Genomic DNA, 18237 nt, shown 5'->3' with positions numbered 1-18237 from the left:
CTCCTGTTGGGTAGGTTTTATTAGCGGACCTTGATCCGCGGGTCGGCGAACAGGGACGCAATATCTGCGACCAGATTGCCAATAACGATGGCGCAAGCTGATACCAGCGTGACGCCCATGATGATTGGTATGTCCACGCGCTGGATCGCCTGCCATGCAAGCTGTCCGATGCCCGGCCATCCGAAAACAGATTCAACGACAACGATACCGCCCATAAAGATGCCGACGTCGATCCCGATCATCGCGATGATCGGCAGAACGGCATTTGGCAAAGCGTGACGCATCAAAACCCGTATACGGCTCAACCCTTTAGCGCGTGCTGTACGAATAAAATCCTGTCGTAGTACATCAATCATCGAAGATCGCATCATGCGGCTGTACCAGCCCGAGCCAAGGATCCCTAAGGTGATCGATGGCAAAACCAGATGTGCAAATGTGCCGTAGCCACCGATGGGGAACCAATGCAACTGGACCGCAAATACATAAAGCATCAGTAGGCCAACAACGAACTGCGGTGCAGATACGCCGATAAAGCTCGCCATCATTAGGGTGTTATCGGTAGCCGTCCCTCGTCGCAGAGCCGCGACGACTCCCATGGTGATACCCAAGATCAGTTCACAAACGATGGCTCCCAACATCAGAAGGAGCGACGCAGGCAACCGAGCTGCTATAAGCGTACTGACTTCGGTCTTTTGCAAATAAGACCGTCCCAGATCACCCTGAAGTAGATTGCCCAGATACCGCGCGTATTGGATGATAAACGGCTGATCTAAACCAAGTTGAGCCCGAATGTTGGCGACAGTTTCCGGTGTCGCTGAACGACCGGCAATCTGACGCACTGGATCTGCAGGAAAGAGGTACAAAAGTGCGAAGGTGATGAAAGAGACGCCCAGCAGTATAAGGCAGGACTGGATAAGACGCTTGGTGATAAAGGCCAACATTATGCGCGCCCCCGTTGTGTAGGGTCCAGCACATCACGCAGCGCGTCACCCACAAGATTGAAGGCCAAGGCTAAAGTAACGATTGCCACGCCGGGGAAAAACACAAGCCAGGGAGCCGCTTGAAAGTATGTTTGGTTCTCGAAGATGATATTGCCCCAGCTCGGTGTGGGAGGCTGGACCCCTACCCCAAGAAAGCTAAGCGTCGCCTCAAGCAGCACCGTGGTCGAGATGCCCAGTGTACCCCAGACAATTATTGTAGGTGTAAGGTGTGGCAGAATGTGCTTGAATAAGATGCGAACATTTCCTGCGCCTAAAGTACGCTCTGCAGCTATAAACTCACGCTGCGACAGGCTTGCAGTCTCGGCATAAAGCACCCGTGCGGTTTGTACCCAGTTCACTGTGGCAATAACCATAGCAACGATCCACAATGACGGTTGGAATATCGCCGCGAGGCAAATTGCCAGCAAAAGCGCAGGGAACGCCATCATGAGGTCGGTGAACCTCATGAGGATGTTGCCCCAAATTCCCCCGAAATAGCCCGCAGTGACACCGATAAAAGTTCCGATAATCAGGGCGACTCCATTCGCCAAAACACCAATAATTAGCGAGGTGCGTGCGCCGTATAAGATGCGCGTCAACAAATCCCGACCAAGCAGATCGGTTCCCAGTGCAAACTGCGCCCCAGGTGCCATCGGTGCGCCTTGCATCGTGAGACCATCAAACATCTGATCGTTTGGCTCATATGGAGTGAGGTACGGTGCGAACAGAGCACCAAAGATGGTCAAAGCAATTAATGCCATGCCAAACAGAGCAAGCTTACGCTTCTTCAATCGCTGCCAAACCGTAGGTGGCAAAAGTGCAGGTGTCGCCTCAGCAAATGCCACGGTTAGCTCCTGTCGTCTCCGAATGCTTAACGATCTGCACCGCTGCGTCCTCCATTGTCATTTTCCATGCCATCGCGAGTTGGCGTAGGTCGTCGTATGCGGTCTCTTCAGAGCCCGTTTTTTTCGCTAATAGGCTTACGGCTTGAACAATCGTCTGCCGCGCTGACACGCGATCCCGCAGGGCACCAATTTCAGCCAACAATGCTTTTCGTCTTTCGAACGATTGCCGCGCCATTAAAAGAGACGCAAAAACGCCACTCGCAGCCAGCGGCTTGACCAGCAATGCATCGGCCCCTGTCTTGGATGCCCATTCGATCCGCCCCGGCGCTTCAGATCCGACGAGTGCAATCATGGGCATAGGCGACTGCCCCGACGCCCAGGGAAATTGAGCATCATGGCCTGCATCCGTGTCGTAAAGAATGAAATCGGCTGTGATCGCGGAAGCAGGCAGCTTTGGCCAAGCGGTTTCCGCCTCAAGACCGATGGCCCGCAATTGACGCAGCAATATTTGTAGACGGTCATGCGCTGGGTGCAAAACAATTGCACGAGCCCCTTCTAACCCCGCAATATCAATTTGTGTGCTCATGCTTGCACGACCTTCAGCATCGGATCGCTAAACTTAGGGTGTCTCGATGGTCGGGTGAGATACGGGTCGGGTGCAATATCCGACCAACTGTGCAGAATTTTAAAAGCGCTGTTTCGAACCTGCGCGATATGCACATCGAGCGACTTATGTTGTGTCGCGGGATCAATTCCGTAGCGGGCTCCATGTTGCGCCAAATAGCTGTCGAACGGTCCACTTGCACCGTGCGCAAGAGCTTCAGCCAAAGTCAGCACAGACTGAAAAGCAGTACGCTCTAAGGAAGAGCCCTCCCCGTTAGATGTGGGGTTCTTACGGAATGATGGACCGACCGAAATCAATCCCTCTGCTGCGTTGCCGAGTACAGGAAGTTCAGCTTCTGTTAGATTACACGATAGCAACGGGCAGTTGTCAGATGCGAAATATGGGTCACGTTGCCCCAGTTCAGCATAGGCTTTGATGAAAGCGTATGAGGAGGCTCCTACAAGTGAGTTCAAGATGAATTTCGGGCGACTTTTTTCGATATCCTCGATCAAGCTTTCTACGGATGTATCGCCAAGCGGCAGGTAACGTTCGCCCAATACAGAACCGTCCGCAGCTTCAAGCCGCGTGCGCATTACTCTGCACGTTTCCCACCCCCAAATGTAATTGGATCCAACAAGGTAGACCGACATACCGAAGTGACGCGTTGCCCAGCCAAGCAGCGGCAGAATGTTCTGGTTAGTAGCAGCATGGGAGTAGACAACGCGTGCTGACGTCTCGAACCCCTCATAGGGCACGTTGTACCATAGGGTTGCCTGTGCGCGATCGAGCTCAGGAATAACTTCTTTGCGGCTTGAGGAAGTGACGCAGCCAACCACATGCTTCGCATTAGAACTGGATAGGATTTCCGCGCACATTGGGGCGTAGTTGGTCAGTTCCCCTGCTGGGTCCCGGACGATAGGGTTAAAAGAAACCGGCAAATCATGGTTGGCGTTAACACTTTCAATCGCCGACATTGCGCCGGTGAACAACGCCTCAGACAACAGCTGATACGTGCCTGAACGTGAGTACAATACACCGAGATCGAATGTCTTAGACATGGTTTCCCCATAAAAAAAGCCCCGACACAGCAACCCTTAGTTGCTTCTGTCGAGGCCCGAATGCCCTTGCCTGGTTATTGCCCAAGCATGATCTGACTTAAGATCACCTAATTTAAATGCCCCAGAGTCGGGTCTGGCGCAATTTATTTTCGAAAATATGTGACAAAAAGTCTGGCGAACCTGATTGACTGCCTAAAATTTGTGCTCAAGTTTACTGCCACGCGTATCTCGGTAGGCCAGATAACGTAAGTAGCGCAAAAAACCCTGCAGTGCGCACAAACGGCGACCCCGATTTACCTGGCAACATAAGCGGCTCAAACCCTGTCCCATTGACAATGCGACGTGACCGGAAGGACTGTATTAAAGCGGCTTTGGGAGAAACCGCACTCATGAGGGGAGAGAAGCATTGCTTGAAGGTGAACCACCTACGCAGATATTGCCGATTCCGATACGGGAAGATGGTAGGCAGCATACTGGCGCAGCGATCAATACAGTATTGGGCAAAAAGTACGAAGACGCGGGGAGCCTCTTGCTCGCTTCATCAAAAGGCTTGGGCTGGGGAGGTACCGTCAATGCAGAGCTACGGCGCCATAATTCGTTGAGCGGAGCGTCCTTCATCCAGCCTATCAACGAAGTAGCCATTGCCTTAGCTGGCAGTGCCGAAATCAGGCGCCGTGCGGATGGCGCTGAACAGCGATTTGAGTCTCGAGCCGGTGTATCCTGCATTTGCCCAAAAGGTGTATCAGTTCGCTACCTCAATATTAATGGAGATAGCCTGGATATGCTTCATCTCTATTTAGCTAAGGACGTCTCTGGCGGTCTAAACGATCAAGATACGAATGCCGAAGACGCAGGGCTTGTTTACACTGGAGGCATATTCGATCCGCTAATTCATCAGATCGGGTTGGCAATTGCTGAGGAGTTGCAGGCAAGTACAAAAAGCAACCGGATCGTATTCGATACATTGAGTTTAGCGCTTTCGGCTCGGATATTGCAGCGGCACACCCGAGCCGACGATTGGGCGCGCTCTGATGCCTACATTAGCTCCCAAAACGCCAAGGGCCTTGATCCGATGCGATTGAAGCGTGTGGTCGAGTTCATGACGGAAAACCTATCTGAAGACATTTCCCTTAGCGACTTGGCCGAAGTATCTTGCCTGAGCATGTTCCACTTTGCGCGGGCATTTAAGCTTTCGACGGGGTCATCGCCTATGTTACACCTCAGTCAAATGCGCTTGAGCAAAGCTAAGCACCTCTTAGAGCATACTATCATGTCGATCGACGACATTGCAGAAAATGTCGGCTATTCGTCTGGTGCCAACTTTGCGCGCGCGTTCAGAAAGCTGTGTGGAATATCTCCTTCGATTTATCGTCAGCGAACACGCAACTAATGCAACTCTCGAACATGCTTAAACCTTAAAATCCGCAAATTGCGTCATATTGCGCAACCCTTGCACACTATTAGGCAAGTCGAGACAGGCCAGCTCTGCCTTCTATGCGTATCCTCAGCAAAGCATGCGGGCTCTAAACCTGCCTTCATGCATTTGCGTATAATCTGTGGAGGAAAGTATGAAGAACGTTGAAACGGTAAGCGTCGCACATCTCGGGGGGTCAGAGATAGGCTATTGCTTTGGGGAGGACTTCGATCCCTCCCGTCCGACATTGGTAATGGTGAATTCGTTTGCGACATCAAGTCAGCTCTATCGACCCCAGTTTTCAGACAGTGCGCTATCTGACACGGCAAACCTGGTGTCATTTGAATTGTACGGGCACGGTAAAACTCGAACGCGTTCCGAACAGTTTACCTACTGGGATTCCGCGATTGCTAACTTACAGGCAATGGACAAGTTAAACGTTTCGTCGGCATTCGTTTTAGGCACGTCACAAGGTGGATGGGTTGCCGCACGCATGGCCATGCTGGCACCAGCGAAGATAAAAGGGATAATACCTTTAGGTACTTCAATGGACTATGAAAGCCAGCAGAGCCAATCTTTGGGCTGCTGGAATGGGTCTGAATTCAACAGCCCCCTTGTTGATGCACTTGCCGACCCGGTCGATGAGAGCTGGGAGCCTGCAGACGAGTTTTGCGACGCGTTATTGGCTGCAGGTTTCGGACCTGACGTCTCAGACGATGAGCGAGCCTTTTGGCACAAGACCCTGAAAGAAAACTACGCTGGTGATGATGGACGCAAGCGATTGAGAATGTGTGCTATAAATCTTCGCGACCGAGATGGTCTGTATGGTCGCCTTGATTATATTAGATGTCCGGTTGCGTGGGCGCACGGAACAGCGGACCAGGTCTATTCGGTTAAGAACGCTGAACTTGGGGTATCTAAGTTTACCAAGTCCGAGGACGCTAAACTAACAGTCATCGAAGGTGGCCAGCATTTTCTGAGCGCGTCGCACCCTGAAGAGGTGAACGAGCTCGCGCGATCATTCATTAGTAAATGGTCGTAAAGTTTCACCACGACACCGAATGTTGTTATCGGTCATGCCACCGACACACGTGATTGAGCCCGATTGAAACCATACGAAGGTGCGCAGAGCCATTCATTCAGATGGATTTGCGCACCAAACTTTGTGTGAGCTTAAAGGTTTTGGCTTTATTACTGCCAAATCCGCTCTGGATCGAAGTCTCCGGCCATCTCCAACACGCTTGACTGCGACACATATTCGACTCAAACCTATTCTCAAGAAGACAAACCGGACAAACTTTCAAATGTTATCAAGGTACTGATATTATGGCAGAAAATCCTACCATCCCAGCCAACACACCAAATTGAATACTTTCAAGAACTTACCGCATAGCATGTGTGACATGCGTGGCAGTTGTGTGTTACAGTTTTTTTGCTCATGGTAACCTTCCTTACTTCAATGGTTTTCCCTCCTTTATACTAAGACTCGATTTGGGTGGCCTGAGAATCAGGCTATGAGCCGACATCGTTGATTCTTTGATGTCCCCATAATTTGACGGCCCTATTTCTTCGATCAAGGATTTGAGCATGAGTGACCTGGAAATTGTTTCGCTTGGTTAACAACAATGCGAGCGAAGTGCTCAGCACAGGTCTCACGCTAGAGAAATCACTTCACACATTGATAGAGAAAAATCTGGAGACCTTGCTCGGTGTCCGGTTCTTGGCGTCAGAGTTCTCGACTGGCACTTAGCATGGCGGGCGCACGGACACCCTTGCGCTGGACTAAAACCGTTTCCCAGTCATCATCGAATACAAACGCTCAACCAATATGAAGGTCATCAATCAGGGTCTGCTCTATCTGGATTGGCTGGTGACCCATCGCGGTGATTTCGAGATGTTGGTGCTTAAGACATTTGGGGTTGAGGCCGCACAATCTGTTGAATGGTCCTCCCCTCGCCTGATCTGCATAGCCGGGGATTTCAGTAAGTTTGATGAGCATGCCATCAAGCAGATGAACCGCAATATAGACCTGCTCCGCTATGTGAGGTTTGGTGATGACCTTCTGCTGCTAGAACAGATCAATGCGGCGGTATCGCTGTCAACTGCGGCAACCACCGTCACTGGCAACAATTCAGCCGCTGCGAAGGCGAAGTATATCACTGTCACGGATTATCCCTCCAAGGCCGACACTGGCCTGACAGACCTCTATCTGGCGTCGAAGGACTATCTGATGGGATTGGGCGACGGCGTGCAGCACAAGACTTTAAAGAATTATTTTGCCTTCGAGCGGATCAAGAATTTTGCCTGTGTTGAAGTGAAGAACCAAGACAAGAAGGTCGTGCTTTATTTAAAAATGAACCCTGACACTGTAGAGTTGATCGACGGGTTTACCCGTAATGTTCGGAAAATTGGCCATTTTGGAACTGGTGATCTCGAAGTAACGGTCCGATCGCTCAGCGATATGGAGAAGGCTATGCCGCTTATCGAGCAAAGCTATGAAAGCGCATAGCGGACTCGGCTGAAATCTAGTTAGTTTGCCTCCTTTTTTCTATAGCACCGGTGAAGCGTTGCACTGGACCAGCTTAGCTTTCCCATCGCTTTCCTCGGAGCGTCATTTCTTTGCCTGTTTTTCCTACCATTCAGCAACGATTTCCAGCATAAGCGCCTTCATGCTTATGCCACGCTCTACGGCTCTGAGCTTAAATTGTCTATGCCATGGCCGTGGCATGTTGAAGGTCATTGGGTCCAGGATCCTCACTCTCTACAGGAGCTCTATCCGCATCCGGAATATCATCTGGCTCTTCATCATAGTGTTTCATGCTCCTGGCTCCTAGGTTTGCAATAACATCGCATAAGGCTTGTTCATACATCACATCAAAGCAAGGCATAAATCTATTATTCACATACAATACAAACACTTAAACTCTTACTTACATTGTAATGCATATCAGGCATGGATCAGCTCCCCTTGACTGACATGCCCTCCATGGCGAAGAAGCACCAACAAACGACATCCTACAACACAATTAAAATAATATGCTTCCTATCGGGGGCATGAAAGCTATCGGAATAGAGAACAGCATGAGTAATTGTTATAGTCTGGACGGTGCAAAGTGCGTGATCATGTCAGCCGGTCGTCGAATGGCAGGCTTCTGCCAGAGACAGCAGCGCGGCTCTGTTTGGCATCAACTCGCTCTATTCCTGCGAAGCACTCGTCGGTGCGGTATTTGAAGAGTGGGTTACCACACCAGAAACATCGACATCTTCCTCGATATTTGCAACCAGATGCGATTGATCGCCTAGACTAGAGAGGCGCGCGTGATCACGCGCCTGATTCAGGAAAAAGTGAGCGAGACACTCCGGCCCCATGGCCCCAACACTTACAGGTTACACAATGATAGCGTTAACCTTGCGGAGCCTATTAGACTGCTGCCAAGACTACTCAATCGGTGATGTCAAATGCTACGAGGCCTGAGGACGAACCCACAGCGGTGCCCATCAGCGAGCTACAGTGGCTTGTGCACAAGCGGAAGGGGCACTTCCGATCGACGCAATTCGCACTACTACAACGCTTATTTGCGCAATTTCAGGGCTCTCCTTCCGCGCATATATTATAGGGTCTACAATTAACGCCTCGCACCTTTAACATATCAGATTAAAGGCTGCCGAATTGATCAACGCTGCGAAACAGAAGCTTCGGCGCTTTTGCCTTTAGATCCAATGTGCTGCGAATTTCCAATGGGAACCGGCGATTCTTATCATTATGCTTTAAATATCAGCCGCGCACCTAAAAGGTCAGGAGTGCGGCGCACATAAAACTACGCCGTCTGCACAATAGAGAAATAAACTCATAAACTTAAACGACCCACACAATGACATAGGTTTCGACAATTTAGGAAGCAGCAATGCAGCGGAGGACCGTCCGTTAGCCCCCCCCCTCACCGTTAAAAATAAATTAAGATTTTCGAAAACAGTATAACGATTAAAACTTGACTGCCATAAAGAGATCAACCAAAACGTGTGAGTAATTCACTATTGGAATAGCCCTCCCTATTAGCTTGGCATCCAGATAATAAAGAGATACCTCGTGACGTCCAAAAGAAATAAAAAATCGGCCTCAGTTACAACAAATGAGGTCGGCCGCTATAAGCCTAAAGAATATCGTGACACCCTATTTCTACTGCTTTGCATAACATCTTTAGGTATCGCAGCCTTTTTCTTAGTAGCAACTTTGTTTGATAAGGCTCCAGAGACCGGATTAATATCATATCTTGGCCGTCTTGAGCTGGATGCATCAGAAAAAGCGATGGGAGTAGCGGTGGCCCTCGCTGGTGCGTTCGCTGCTACACTGGTTGCCCAGGCAGCTTATCGGGCACAGACATCAGCAAACAATAATGCAATTTCATATGAGGAAAATTCAGCAAAAAGACGTTTTTTTCAGGTCGCCAAACAGGACCTTGAGAGCCACCGCGATCTTCAAGGCCGTATTGAAGATATATTTCAAATTGCAGAAGATTTCGTCGATCATACGGCCTGGCAACTCCTTAAAAGGATAGACGAAGGAGTTGGAGCTCCGCTAGGCTTCCAAACTGAAACGGACCAAAAATATTCGCAGGCTTTTCAAAGGGCGCAGCAAAACCTTTGGGAAGCAGTCGATAGGTCTGGAGCAGCACCGACGGGCGGCATTAATCTCCAAGCGTTATGGGACACTAAATATGCTGCGTCAGATGACAAAGAGTCCGGACCCTCAAATAGATCACTTACTCTCCACTTGGCTCGCGTATTCGGACTGTATAGGTATACACGGAACAACAACTTAAATCACGACAACTTTACGGATATTTCAGCAAAAGTCAGAGCATCACTTCAAGACGATCACACAATGAAAGACATTCAAAGTATTTGTGAGCGCGAGGTGCTTTCTGTATTAACCGCCCAATTTTCGCAACTGAAACAAGGGTTTCGCTCGCAGGTCAATGGTTTGAATGCGGCAACAGAGGCTTTTGAACACGAACTACGTGAGATCACTGAGCAACTATTGGCGATTAAAACCAGTGCAGGCGAAGAGTTTAAAGCAATTCGTGAAGCGATAGACCAAATTAGCGAATTGAGTGGCGATCTTGCGGAGCTTGATAGGGATACTGAGAACCCACTCACTTGGCAAACCGCAAGTAAGAGCCTCAAGAGAGCAGAAAACAATCTAAATTGCCTTTTAGAGGATTTTGACGAATCAGCAATTGACTATGCGGAAGAAGTAGGTAAAATTTCTGTTAATCGGGACACCGAAAAAGAAGTATTGGAATCAATTGAAAAGCTATCTGAAGCCATAGCAAAGAATTTCGGCCCAGGTGCATTTTCAAAGCATGTCAGAGCCGAGATGGTGTTATTCAGACATGCAGCTGCCAATGGGGCCTGGCATGCGAAGTTAAGAAATTTGGTGGCTGGAATGATTATTGCCCCCGACACAGCTCTTTTGGTCAGCTCTTTCCCTAAACATCATGCTCGAGAGAAATGGCGAATAAATATCGGCCTGGCGTTTCTTTACGACTTAGCGCGATTATATCCGAAGGAGCTAACAGATATCTTGGAGAATTCTATTACACCTAAAGATTTACCGAAAGACTTCCAAGCTAGCCAAGAACGATCTGATTTTATTAGTGTTGTTCCCTCTAGATTAGGCTTTTACACTCAGGAGCTGATCGCACCGGCTCGGGAGGCAACGCTAGTAAATTCGATATACTCTGCTTCAGAGTCCAGTGGCGGAAAGTCTGCTCCATGGAATGCCCATGAAATAGTGAGTCCGGAAGAAGAAACTCAATCAGGTTCATCTGACGCAAATGAACCCAACCGCGCCCCAGATCTGTTTTCAGACTTTAACGGACAGCAAGCAGTCGTGTCTTCGGACGTATTCCCCGTGCCGATCGAGGCTGGTGAGAATGTATACTCTAGTCGAAAGCCAAATGGATGGCATCTGAGTCCAAACTGGGAGCAAGATCCATTTTCAACCTAATTTCATTATTTCAGTGTGAGTCATCCACCACATGCCTAAGAACCTCCTTCCACCCAAGATCGAAGAACCTGGTCTCCTTGTCGGGTATTCCCTTGAAGAGCAACACAAAAAAACTCCGTTCGGCTTTAGTTTTGGCAATGACGATTTCACTCCCCAAAATGGGTTTCTAGATCCATACATCTTTCATGGTGAGGGGCACCTAATCACGATCGCACCTACCGGAGCAGGAAAAGGTGTTGCGTGTGTAATCCCAGCCGCTCTAAGGCATCAGGGAGATCTTGTTATTATTGACCCCAAGGGGGAAAATTTCGCTGTTACTGCGGCGAGGCGTAATGAACTAGGTCAAGATATATGTCTTATTGATCCCTTCGGGGTTGTTAGTTCTATGCCTGTGGAAGGCTGTGAAGCTGGAGGGATTAATGTCTTCGATCTCCTCCCGTATCTCGCCGACAGCGATCCCACTTCAGCCCAAGCTTTGGCAGGGATGTTAATGCAAAGCTCTAGGGGAGGTAGCGCCGATCCATTTTGGGATATGTCAGCAACAAGCATTCTTGCAGGCCTAATAGACTTCTATGCCAATGATCCTGATGGCGGGACCATTCACGACCTGTTGGATGATTTGTTTTGCTTTCCGCAGGAGCGTAATAGTCTTGTGTCGAAACAAAGTCCTTTGGAGAAGAGGGTTGAGGAAAATGCTGAATTTCAACAAGTTATATCTAGGTTTTCTCTCCACCCATGGCAGGTTGAAGAAGCTTACCGTCAGCATCAAGCGCTGCAATCCGGCGAATTAACTACATCTCATGTAATAACAGCAGTGCAACAAGAGTTGATGTGCGATAATGAGACGGACGCACTATTCGGTTTCACTGACAAAGAAGTAGAGATTGCAAATCAAGACTTTGCCACTGCTATCCGCTCGTTTTGCGCGTCGGATCCAGATGACCGAACCATGGAAATATTGCTAGCGGAAGCTAGGGCTTCATTTCCCGCAGCTTTTCAACAGGCAAGCATTCAGAAGAGAGTGAAACGTTTCCTTTCGGCCGGAGATACATATGATATCTCTTATCCCGTTGCGATATTACGCATGATGAGCTCGCGTCGGGATTTAACCGAACGAGTTTCGGCGATGATCTCAGGAACACCAGACAAAACTTGGGGAAGCATGATCACAGTTCTCCACAATGGGCTGGGCTACCTCAACTCTGCTGGTATTCGCAAAACTATCTCTAACTCCAGCTTGGATCTGGATAAATTCCGCGAGGGGGTGGGGACTTCAGTATACTTAGTCTTTCCTCCGCACCGCTTAGCGACGCACTCTCAACTTTTATCTACGCTTTTCAAAGGACTGATTAACGTTTTGGTAACGCGGAAGTCGCGCCCGGAAAAATCGACTTTATTTCTGATGGATGAAGTAGCACAACTTGGTTATGTTGATGAATTTGTTGCAGCTAAAACGCTTCTCCGAGGATACGGGGTGCAAGTGTGGTCATTCTGGCAAGATCTATCTCAACTTCAGACAGCTTATCCAAATGTTTGGCCGACTATTATCAACAACTGTAAAGTGTTTCAGGCATTTGGATGTGCCACACCAATGATGGCGAACGCGATGGAAGACATATTCATGGTTCCAGCATCTACGGTGCTGGATCTGGAAAAAGATGAAATGCTACTCTCAGTATATGGAGACGAACCCGTAATCGCGAGAAAACCGATATATTATTCTGACCCAGCATTCTCTGGAATTTTTTCAACGAACCCAATGATTCAAACGACACCCTTTGTATCCAAACCTGAGCCGCAGCCTGATCGAACAATCGAAGAGAAACAGGTTAGGCAATTCAGTGTTGAAATTCGTCGCAAGAAGAAACTTCTTAAAGATGCTAAAGCTTAAACTAACCTATTTAGGCACTCTTCTTTCATCAGCTCCTCTCTCAGGCTGCCGTTGAAGCTCTCGATCAGTGTATCAAGGACGCCCGCATTTCGCCCCTGGCAGCGAATGGAAACAACCCACCCCGATCAGCAGGTTTAAATAGTAGCTTAATTTACGCTAGATCCTGTCCAGTAAATTGGGAGTAACTCAGCTTGCCTCCCCCCCCCCCCCTGGTTCAATGGGAACAGCTATCGTCTGTTGGCTTTCAGGGGATCGGGACTTGTGGACACGCCCTACTGCGCGTATCATGTTTGTCGTGAGGCACAGTCACCCCAGATCGCCAAGAGCTTGCGGCAGGTGCACTGGCGTAGCATTGCCGGTGATCGCGATCTATACGAACCGTTTTGACACGTTTGCTTGCCCTTCACTCAGAGAGTGCCGCACGGTTGCCTGACTTGCGATACGGCGTTTTCAGTGTTAAATTTCATCTGGGGCCATGGGGCCACCCCGGCGTGCTACAGCGCCGGAGTGGTAAGACATAGATCCTACCCTGCGGGACTAAATTCTTGCTAATATTTGGAAGGCTTTAGCACGAGGAGTCCGGATCGAGCCCTTCGTCCAGTGGACCCTCTCCGAACCGTTGATCTGGTTCAAGAAACCCATGCTATTGAGCGTTAAACTGAGCTCCCGGTGGGTGAGAGAAAGCAACCGAGAATGAGACCGGAAGATTTCAGCAAGGTCATGCACCTTCTTATCTGCCCTTGCCTTGTTGCGCACACACCCATTGCGCTGAGCGATGTGTAAGGTGGAACGATTGCCCAGCAACTGACCCTTGGCACGACGTTCAGCAGCAGCGGCTCTAGCCCCATCGCTGATTGCCTTGGACCCTCTATGGGCTTCGATGATCAACTCCTTCAATCGGTCCGGAGTTACGCGCCCCTGATCTAGCGAGTAGATCCTAACTGTTGATTGTCACCGAGAACTGACCCGGCAACTGTAGAAATTGTCATTGAGAATTGACCCATGTGCAACCTTGCCCCTGCTTGAATCAGCTGGGAGCTATTGGAGTGTTAGACATGGGATTTCTGAGGATTATTCGGAAATGGGCTCTGCGAGACAAGATGCCCATCCGCGAGATTGCGCGCCGGACAGGGGTGTCTCGCAACACGATCAAGAAGTATCTGCGGACAGGGATAGTTGAGCCCGAGTTCCAGATTTTGAACCGACCGAGCAAGTTGGACCCTTATGCTGATAAGCTGACAGGCTGGTTGCTGTCTGAGCAGCGTAAATCACGGAAGGAACGGCGAACGGCCAAGCAGATGCATGCGGATCTGGTTCAGCTCGGTTTTGATGGTTCATATGAGCGTGTCGCGGCCTTCGTGCGGAACTGGAAGGGCGAACGACAGCGTGCTCAACATACGACTGACCGTGGTGTTTTCGTGCCGTTGGTCTTTCAGCCAGGCGAGGCGTTCCAATTCGACTGGAGCGAGGACTGGGCCTATGTCGGGGGCGAACGCCTCAAGCTTCAGGTCGCCCATATCAAGCTGTCTCACAGCCGCGCATTTCTGGTCCGGGCCTATCGGCTGCAAACGCATGAGATGCTGTTCGATGCCCACTGGCATGGCTTTCGAGTGTTTGAGGGTGTTCCGGGGCGTGGCGTCTATGACAACATGAAGACAGCCGTCGACCGGATTGGCGTCGGAAAGAAGCGCGATGTAAACGCACGGTTCCTTGCGATGACCAGCCATTATGTCTTTGACCCTGAGTTCTGCAATCCCGCGGCAGGGTGGGAGAAAGGTCAGGTTGAGAAGAATGTGCGCGACGCCCGCCATCGGCTTTGGCAACTCATGCCCGCCTTTCCGAACCTCAATGCGCTGAATGAATGGCTGGAGGAGCGCTGCAAGCTTCTGTGGGCCGAGACACCGCATGGCAGATTGCCTGGCAATATTGCGGATGTCTGGGACGCCGAGAAGGCCGCGCTGATGCCACTGCCCACAATGTTTGACGGCTTTGTCGAGCAGAGCAAGCGGGTATCCCCCACTTGTCTGATAGCATTCGACCGTAATCGCTACTCAGTGCCTGCCAGCTTTGCGAACCGCCCTGTCAGTCTCCGCATCTATCCTGAACGGCTGGTCATCGTCGCCGAAGGCCATGTGGTCTGCACGCATGAGCGCATTATTGAACGCTCACACCGTCAGCCAGGGCGCGTTATTTATGACTGGCACCATTATCTGGCGGTGGTTCAACGCAAACCCGGCGCGCTGCGCAACGGGGCGCCCTTCGTTGAGATGCCAGAAGGGTTCCGGAAGCTGCAGGATCATATGTTGCGTAGGCCAGGTGGTGACCGCGAGATGGTCGACGTTCTGTCCTTGGTGCTCCACCATGACGAACAGGCCGTGCTTTGCGCGGTGGAAATGGCGCTGGATGCGGGCGTACCAACAAAAACCCATGTCTTGAACCTACTTCACAGGCTGGTGGATGGCGCACCGATAGACCAGCCCGATGTGACCCCGCCTGCGGCCCTTTCTTTGAATAAGGAGCCCGAGGCCAATGTCGCACGATATGACGGGCTACGCACTACAGGAGGAACACGTCATGCGTCATGATCCCGCAGGCGCTGCCATCGTCATTATGATGCGCAGCCTGAAGATGCCGGGCATGGCACAGGCCGTGCAGGACCTGCATGAGCAGGGATCGCCCGCTTTCGATGCAGCGATCCCCATGTTGTCGCAGCTGCTTAAGGCCGAAATAGCTGAACGTGAGGTGCGTTCCATCGCCTACCACATGAAGGCAGCACGCTTTCCGGCATACAAAGACATCTCTGGCTTCGACTTTAGCGCCAGCGAAGTCCGTGAAGCTTTGGTCCGTCAACTTCATCGATGCGAGTTCATGGAGGCGGCTGAGAATGTAGTGCTGATCGGAGGCCCTGGAACGGGAAAATCGCATGTCGCTACCGCCCTCGGCATTCAAGCAATCGAGCATCATCGCAAGCGTGTGCGCTTCTTCTCCACGGTCGAGTTGGTCAATGCGTTGGAGCAGGAAAAGGCCCAAGGCAAGGCAGGAAAGATCGCCGAGGCGCTGGTGAAAGCCGATTTGGTGATCTTGGATGAGCTGGGATATTTGCCGTTCAGCGCTTCGGGTGGCGCGCTGCTGTTCCACCTTCTGAGTAAACTCTACGAGCGCACCAGCGTCGTTATCACAACCAACCTGAGCTTTAGCGAATGGGCCAGCGTGTTCGGTGATGCCAAGATGACCACCGCGCTCCTCGACCGCCTCACACATCGTTGCCACATTCTCGAGACCGGCAATGACAGCTATCGGTTCAAGGCCAGCTCGGCGACAGCCAAACAAAAACGAAAGGAGAAAGCGGCATTGACGCCATCATAAAGCAAAGAACATAATAACTGGGTGGGTCAAGTCTCAGTGACAATGCCGGGTCAGTTATCAGTGACAATCAACAGCCGACCTCCTTGCGGCCCACGACGCCTGTATCTGCCACAACCCCCTTAGTAACCTGCGGCTTGGTTCAGGTATTGCACCCGTAAGAATGCTTATGGACAGCGGTGTGTCTCTGGGGGTCGGAACGGATGCTTCGAATACCAGTGACGGTCAATCCATGTTCGAAGCCATGCGCCTTGCGGCGACGCTAAGTCGGGCACAGGCAAGCGACAGCACAGAATGGATATCCACCCGTGATGCTTTTGCCATGGCAACGACAGGCAGCGCACGCATTATGGGACTTACGAATGTTGGTATGATCGCCGAAGGCTGGGCCGCAGACATGCTGTTTCTGGATTCGGGCTATTGCCACTATACGCCGCTGCGTACCCCGCTTGACCAGATTGTGTTTGCCGAAAACGGTGCTGGCTTGCGTGAAGTGATGATAGCGGGTGAATATGTATTCGCAAATGACCGCGTGCTGACCCTCGACGAACCAAGCCTTGCCGAACGCGCCGCGGATGCCGCTACACGGCTGGATGAGACAAACGCTCAAACACGTTTGATGAACGCAGCTGCATCCGCTGTCGTGCAAAGCTTCTGCCGCGCGACCTGCGCGCCCCCCTACCCCAATTAAGATGAAAGTTACCGCCATGACCCAGCAAACAAACCCTGTAGCCACAGCAAAAGCAATTGTGGAAAGCTATCTTGAACGGTCGATGGTGCCCGATCCTGAAGGGGCCGCAGCCTATGTCAGTGACAATTTCAAATTGGTGTTTACCGGGGGACGCATCTTCGCTGGCCCCGCAGAGAGCGCCGCGTTCAATGCAAAACGATATGACTGGGTCAAGAAGAAGTTCCTACGCACCGACGCCGCCCTCGACGAGGCGACAGGGGACGTCCATGTCTACAACACCGGCTATCTTTACGGGGCGTGGAAGGACGGGACCACATTCGAAACGAACCGATATTTGGATAAGTTCGTTGTTCGCCACGGCAAGATTGTCAGCACCGACGTCTGGAACGACAGTGCCGAAATAATATTGCACAAGGCTGGCTTAGCGGAAGCGGAACTCTGAATTATGCTCCCTCATCATGGTAGATACGACTACTCTCCAATCTCTAAGCGCGCCGACTATAACTGGCCTGAAGGCAAACGGCTTGCAGTCTACATCGGGCTCAATCTCGAACATTTTACCTTTGGCTCTGGACTTGGTGCCGAACTGGCACCTGGGGGCCCGCAACCAGATGTCCTAAACTACGCTTGGCGCGACTATGGCAACCGCGTTGGTGCATGGCGGCTGTTAGAGTTGTTTGATGCATTAGGGCTGCCTGCCAGTGTGCTCGCCAACAGTGAAATGTATGAATACGCGCCAGACCTCATGGCCTCCTTCAGCGCGCGCGGTGACGAGATCGTCGGGCACGGGCGAACGAATTCCGAACGCCAAAGCGACCTGACGACGGAGAGGGAAGCCGAGCTGATCTCCGAAGCTACGAAAGTCCTCAACGATGCTGAAGGTAAACAGCCGAAGGGCTGGCTATCTCCATGGATCTCGGAAAGCTTGAATACGCCAGATTTACTTTCAGAGACTGGGTACAAATACACGCTAAACTGGTGCATGGACGATCAACCTGTTTGGATGAAAACACGCCACGGGCGTCTCTTGTCGATCCCCTATCCGCAAGAGGTCAACGACATTCCCTCTATCGTCGCACGCAAGGATGGTGCGGCCGAATTTGCGAATATGATCATCGATAACTTCGACGAAATGCTTGAACAGTCTTCGCGGCAACCACTTGTCATGGGCATCGCTTTGCATCCCTATTTGGTCGGACAGCCCTATAGGCTTAGACATTTACGCCGGGCACTGTCTCATATTGTATCCAACCAAGACCAGGTATGGCTGACGACAAGCGGCGCTATTTCGGACTATTGCTATGAGGTAATACCCGACTTGGTGCCTTAGGTGGCAAGCGACTTTTGGTTCTTCAGACAACGTCCCGCATCAATTAATCCT

The 18237-nt window shown here is 50.9% G+C and carries 13 protein-coding genes and 1 pseudogene; 10 read left to right on the top strand and 4 right to left on the bottom strand.

What is annotated here, in order from left to right; all coding sequences use genetic code 11:
• Positions 1–20: 20 nt before the first annotated feature.
• Genes GLP43_RS05965 through GLP43_RS05950 form a run of 4 tightly spaced genes read right to left on the bottom strand, consistent with a single transcriptional unit; the run spans position 21 to position 3487 of the window.
• A complete protein-coding gene (locus tag GLP43_RS05965; protein WP_093734505.1) occupies positions 21–941 on the bottom strand; it encodes an ABC transporter permease in 921 nt (306 codons plus the stop codon).
• Entirely contained in the window at positions 941–1825 is an 885-nt protein-coding gene (locus GLP43_RS05960; protein ID WP_093734506.1) for an ABC transporter permease, read from the bottom strand. Before GLP43_RS05960 ends, GLP43_RS05965 begins: the two co-directional genes overlap by 1 nt.
• Positions 1812–2411 carry an ANTAR domain-containing response regulator gene (locus GLP43_RS05955; protein ID WP_093734507.1) on the bottom strand — a complete coding sequence of 200 codons (600 nt, stop codon included), beginning with the start codon at positions 2409–2411 and terminating at the stop codon, positions 1812–1814. The genes GLP43_RS05960 and GLP43_RS05955 overlap by 14 nt, the downstream gene beginning before the upstream one ends.
• Positions 2408–3487 (bottom strand): transporter substrate-binding protein, encoded by a 1080-nt coding sequence (locus GLP43_RS05950; protein WP_237278583.1) that lies wholly within the window; start codon positions 3485–3487, stop codon positions 2408–2410. The genes GLP43_RS05955 and GLP43_RS05950 overlap by 4 nt, the downstream gene beginning before the upstream one ends.
• A gap of 406 nt (positions 3488–3893) precedes the next feature.
• Here GLP43_RS05950 and GLP43_RS05945 point away from each other — a divergent pair, with 406 nt between their 5' ends.
• The 10 genes and pseudogenes from GLP43_RS05945 (at position 3894) to GLP43_RS05900 (ending at position 18186) form a co-directional block, all read left to right on the top strand.
• Positions 3894–4877, top strand: a complete 984-nt coding sequence (locus GLP43_RS05945; protein WP_237278582.1) for an AraC family transcriptional regulator — start codon at positions 3894–3896, stop codon at positions 4875–4877.
• 178 nt (positions 4878–5055) lie between these two features.
• The gene (locus tag GLP43_RS05940) at positions 5056–5943 is read left to right on the top strand and encodes an alpha/beta fold hydrolase (RefSeq protein ID WP_237278581.1); all 888 of its coding nucleotides are present in this window, start codon (positions 5056–5058) and stop codon (positions 5941–5943) included.
• Between the two features lie 786 nt (positions 5944–6729).
• Entirely contained in the window at positions 6730–7410 is a 681-nt protein-coding gene (locus GLP43_RS05935; RefSeq protein ID WP_237278580.1) for a DUF5655 domain-containing protein, read from the top strand.
• Positions 7411–8988: 1578 nt separating this feature from the next.
• Positions 8989–10911: a hypothetical protein gene (locus tag GLP43_RS05930; RefSeq protein ID WP_237278579.1), complete on the top strand. Its 1923-nt coding sequence runs from the start codon at positions 8989–8991 to the stop codon at positions 10909–10911.
• 31 nt (positions 10912–10942) lie between these two features.
• Positions 10943–12802: a type IV secretory system conjugative DNA transfer family protein gene (locus GLP43_RS05925; RefSeq protein ID WP_237278578.1), complete on the top strand. Its 1860-nt coding sequence runs from the start codon at positions 10943–10945 to the stop codon at positions 12800–12802.
• 1055 nt (positions 12803–13857) lie between these two features.
• Positions 13858–15387 (top strand): IS21 family transposase, encoded by a 1530-nt coding sequence (gene istA / locus GLP43_RS05920; RefSeq protein ID WP_237278577.1) that lies wholly within the window; start codon positions 13858–13860, stop codon positions 15385–15387.
• Positions 15377–16168, top strand: a complete 792-nt coding sequence (gene istB / locus GLP43_RS05915) for an IS21-like element helper ATPase IstB (RefSeq protein WP_237278124.1) — start codon at positions 15377–15379, stop codon at positions 16166–16168. The genes istA and istB overlap by 11 nt, the downstream gene beginning before the upstream one ends.
• Positions 16169–16250: 82 nt before the next feature.
• Positions 16251–16856 (top strand): annotated as a pseudogene (locus GLP43_RS05910) (amidohydrolase family protein); the annotation flags it as partial.
• A 16-nt stretch (positions 16857–16872) separates the two neighbouring features.
• A complete protein-coding gene (locus GLP43_RS05905; RefSeq protein ID WP_237278576.1) occupies positions 16873–17298 on the top strand; it encodes a nuclear transport factor 2 family protein in 426 nt (141 codons plus the stop codon).
• A 3-nt stretch (positions 17299–17301) separates the two neighbouring features.
• Complete coding sequence (locus GLP43_RS05900; protein ID WP_237278575.1) at positions 17302–18186, top strand: polysaccharide deacetylase family protein; 885 nt, start codon at positions 17302–17304, stop codon at positions 18184–18186.
• Positions 18187–18237 lie beyond the last annotated feature (51 nt).

Source organism: Sulfitobacter sp. M39, from assembly GCF_021735935.1.
Lineage (GTDB): Bacteria > Pseudomonadota > Alphaproteobacteria > Rhodobacterales > Rhodobacteraceae > Sulfitobacter.
This window is presented reverse-complemented; position numbering and strand designations above follow the sequence as displayed.

Coding starts and splice junctions, on each gene's coding strand:
- GLP43_RS05965 (WP_093734505.1), bottom strand. CDS start 941: ATGTTGGCCTTTATCACCAAGCGTCTTATCCAGTCCTGCCTTATACTG.
- GLP43_RS05955 (WP_093734507.1), bottom strand. CDS start 2,411: ATGAGCACACAAATTGATATTGCGGGGTTAGAAGGGGCTCGTGCAATT.
- GLP43_RS05950 (WP_237278583.1), bottom strand. CDS start 3,487: ATGTCTAAGACATTCGATCTCGGTGTATTGTACTCACGTTCAGGCACG.
- GLP43_RS05940 (WP_237278581.1), top strand. CDS start 5,056: ATGAAGAACGTTGAAACGGTAAGCGTCGCACATCTCGGGGGGTCAGAG.
- GLP43_RS05935 (WP_237278580.1), top strand. CDS start 6,730: ATGAAGGTCATCAATCAGGGTCTGCTCTATCTGGATTGGCTGGTGACC.
- GLP43_RS05925 (WP_237278578.1), top strand. CDS start 10,943: ATGCCTAAGAACCTCCTTCCACCCAAGATCGAAGAACCTGGTCTCCTT.
- istA (WP_237278577.1), top strand. CDS start 13,858: ATGGGATTTCTGAGGATTATTCGGAAATGGGCTCTGCGAGACAAGATG.
- istB (WP_237278124.1), top strand. CDS start 15,377: ATGCGTCATGATCCCGCAGGCGCTGCCATCGTCATTATGATGCGCAGC.
- GLP43_RS05905 (WP_237278576.1), top strand. CDS start 16,873: ATGACCCAGCAAACAAACCCTGTAGCCACAGCAAAAGCAATTGTGGAA.
- GLP43_RS05900 (WP_237278575.1), top strand. CDS start 17,302: ATGCTCCCTCATCATGGTAGATACGACTACTCTCCAATCTCTAAGCGC.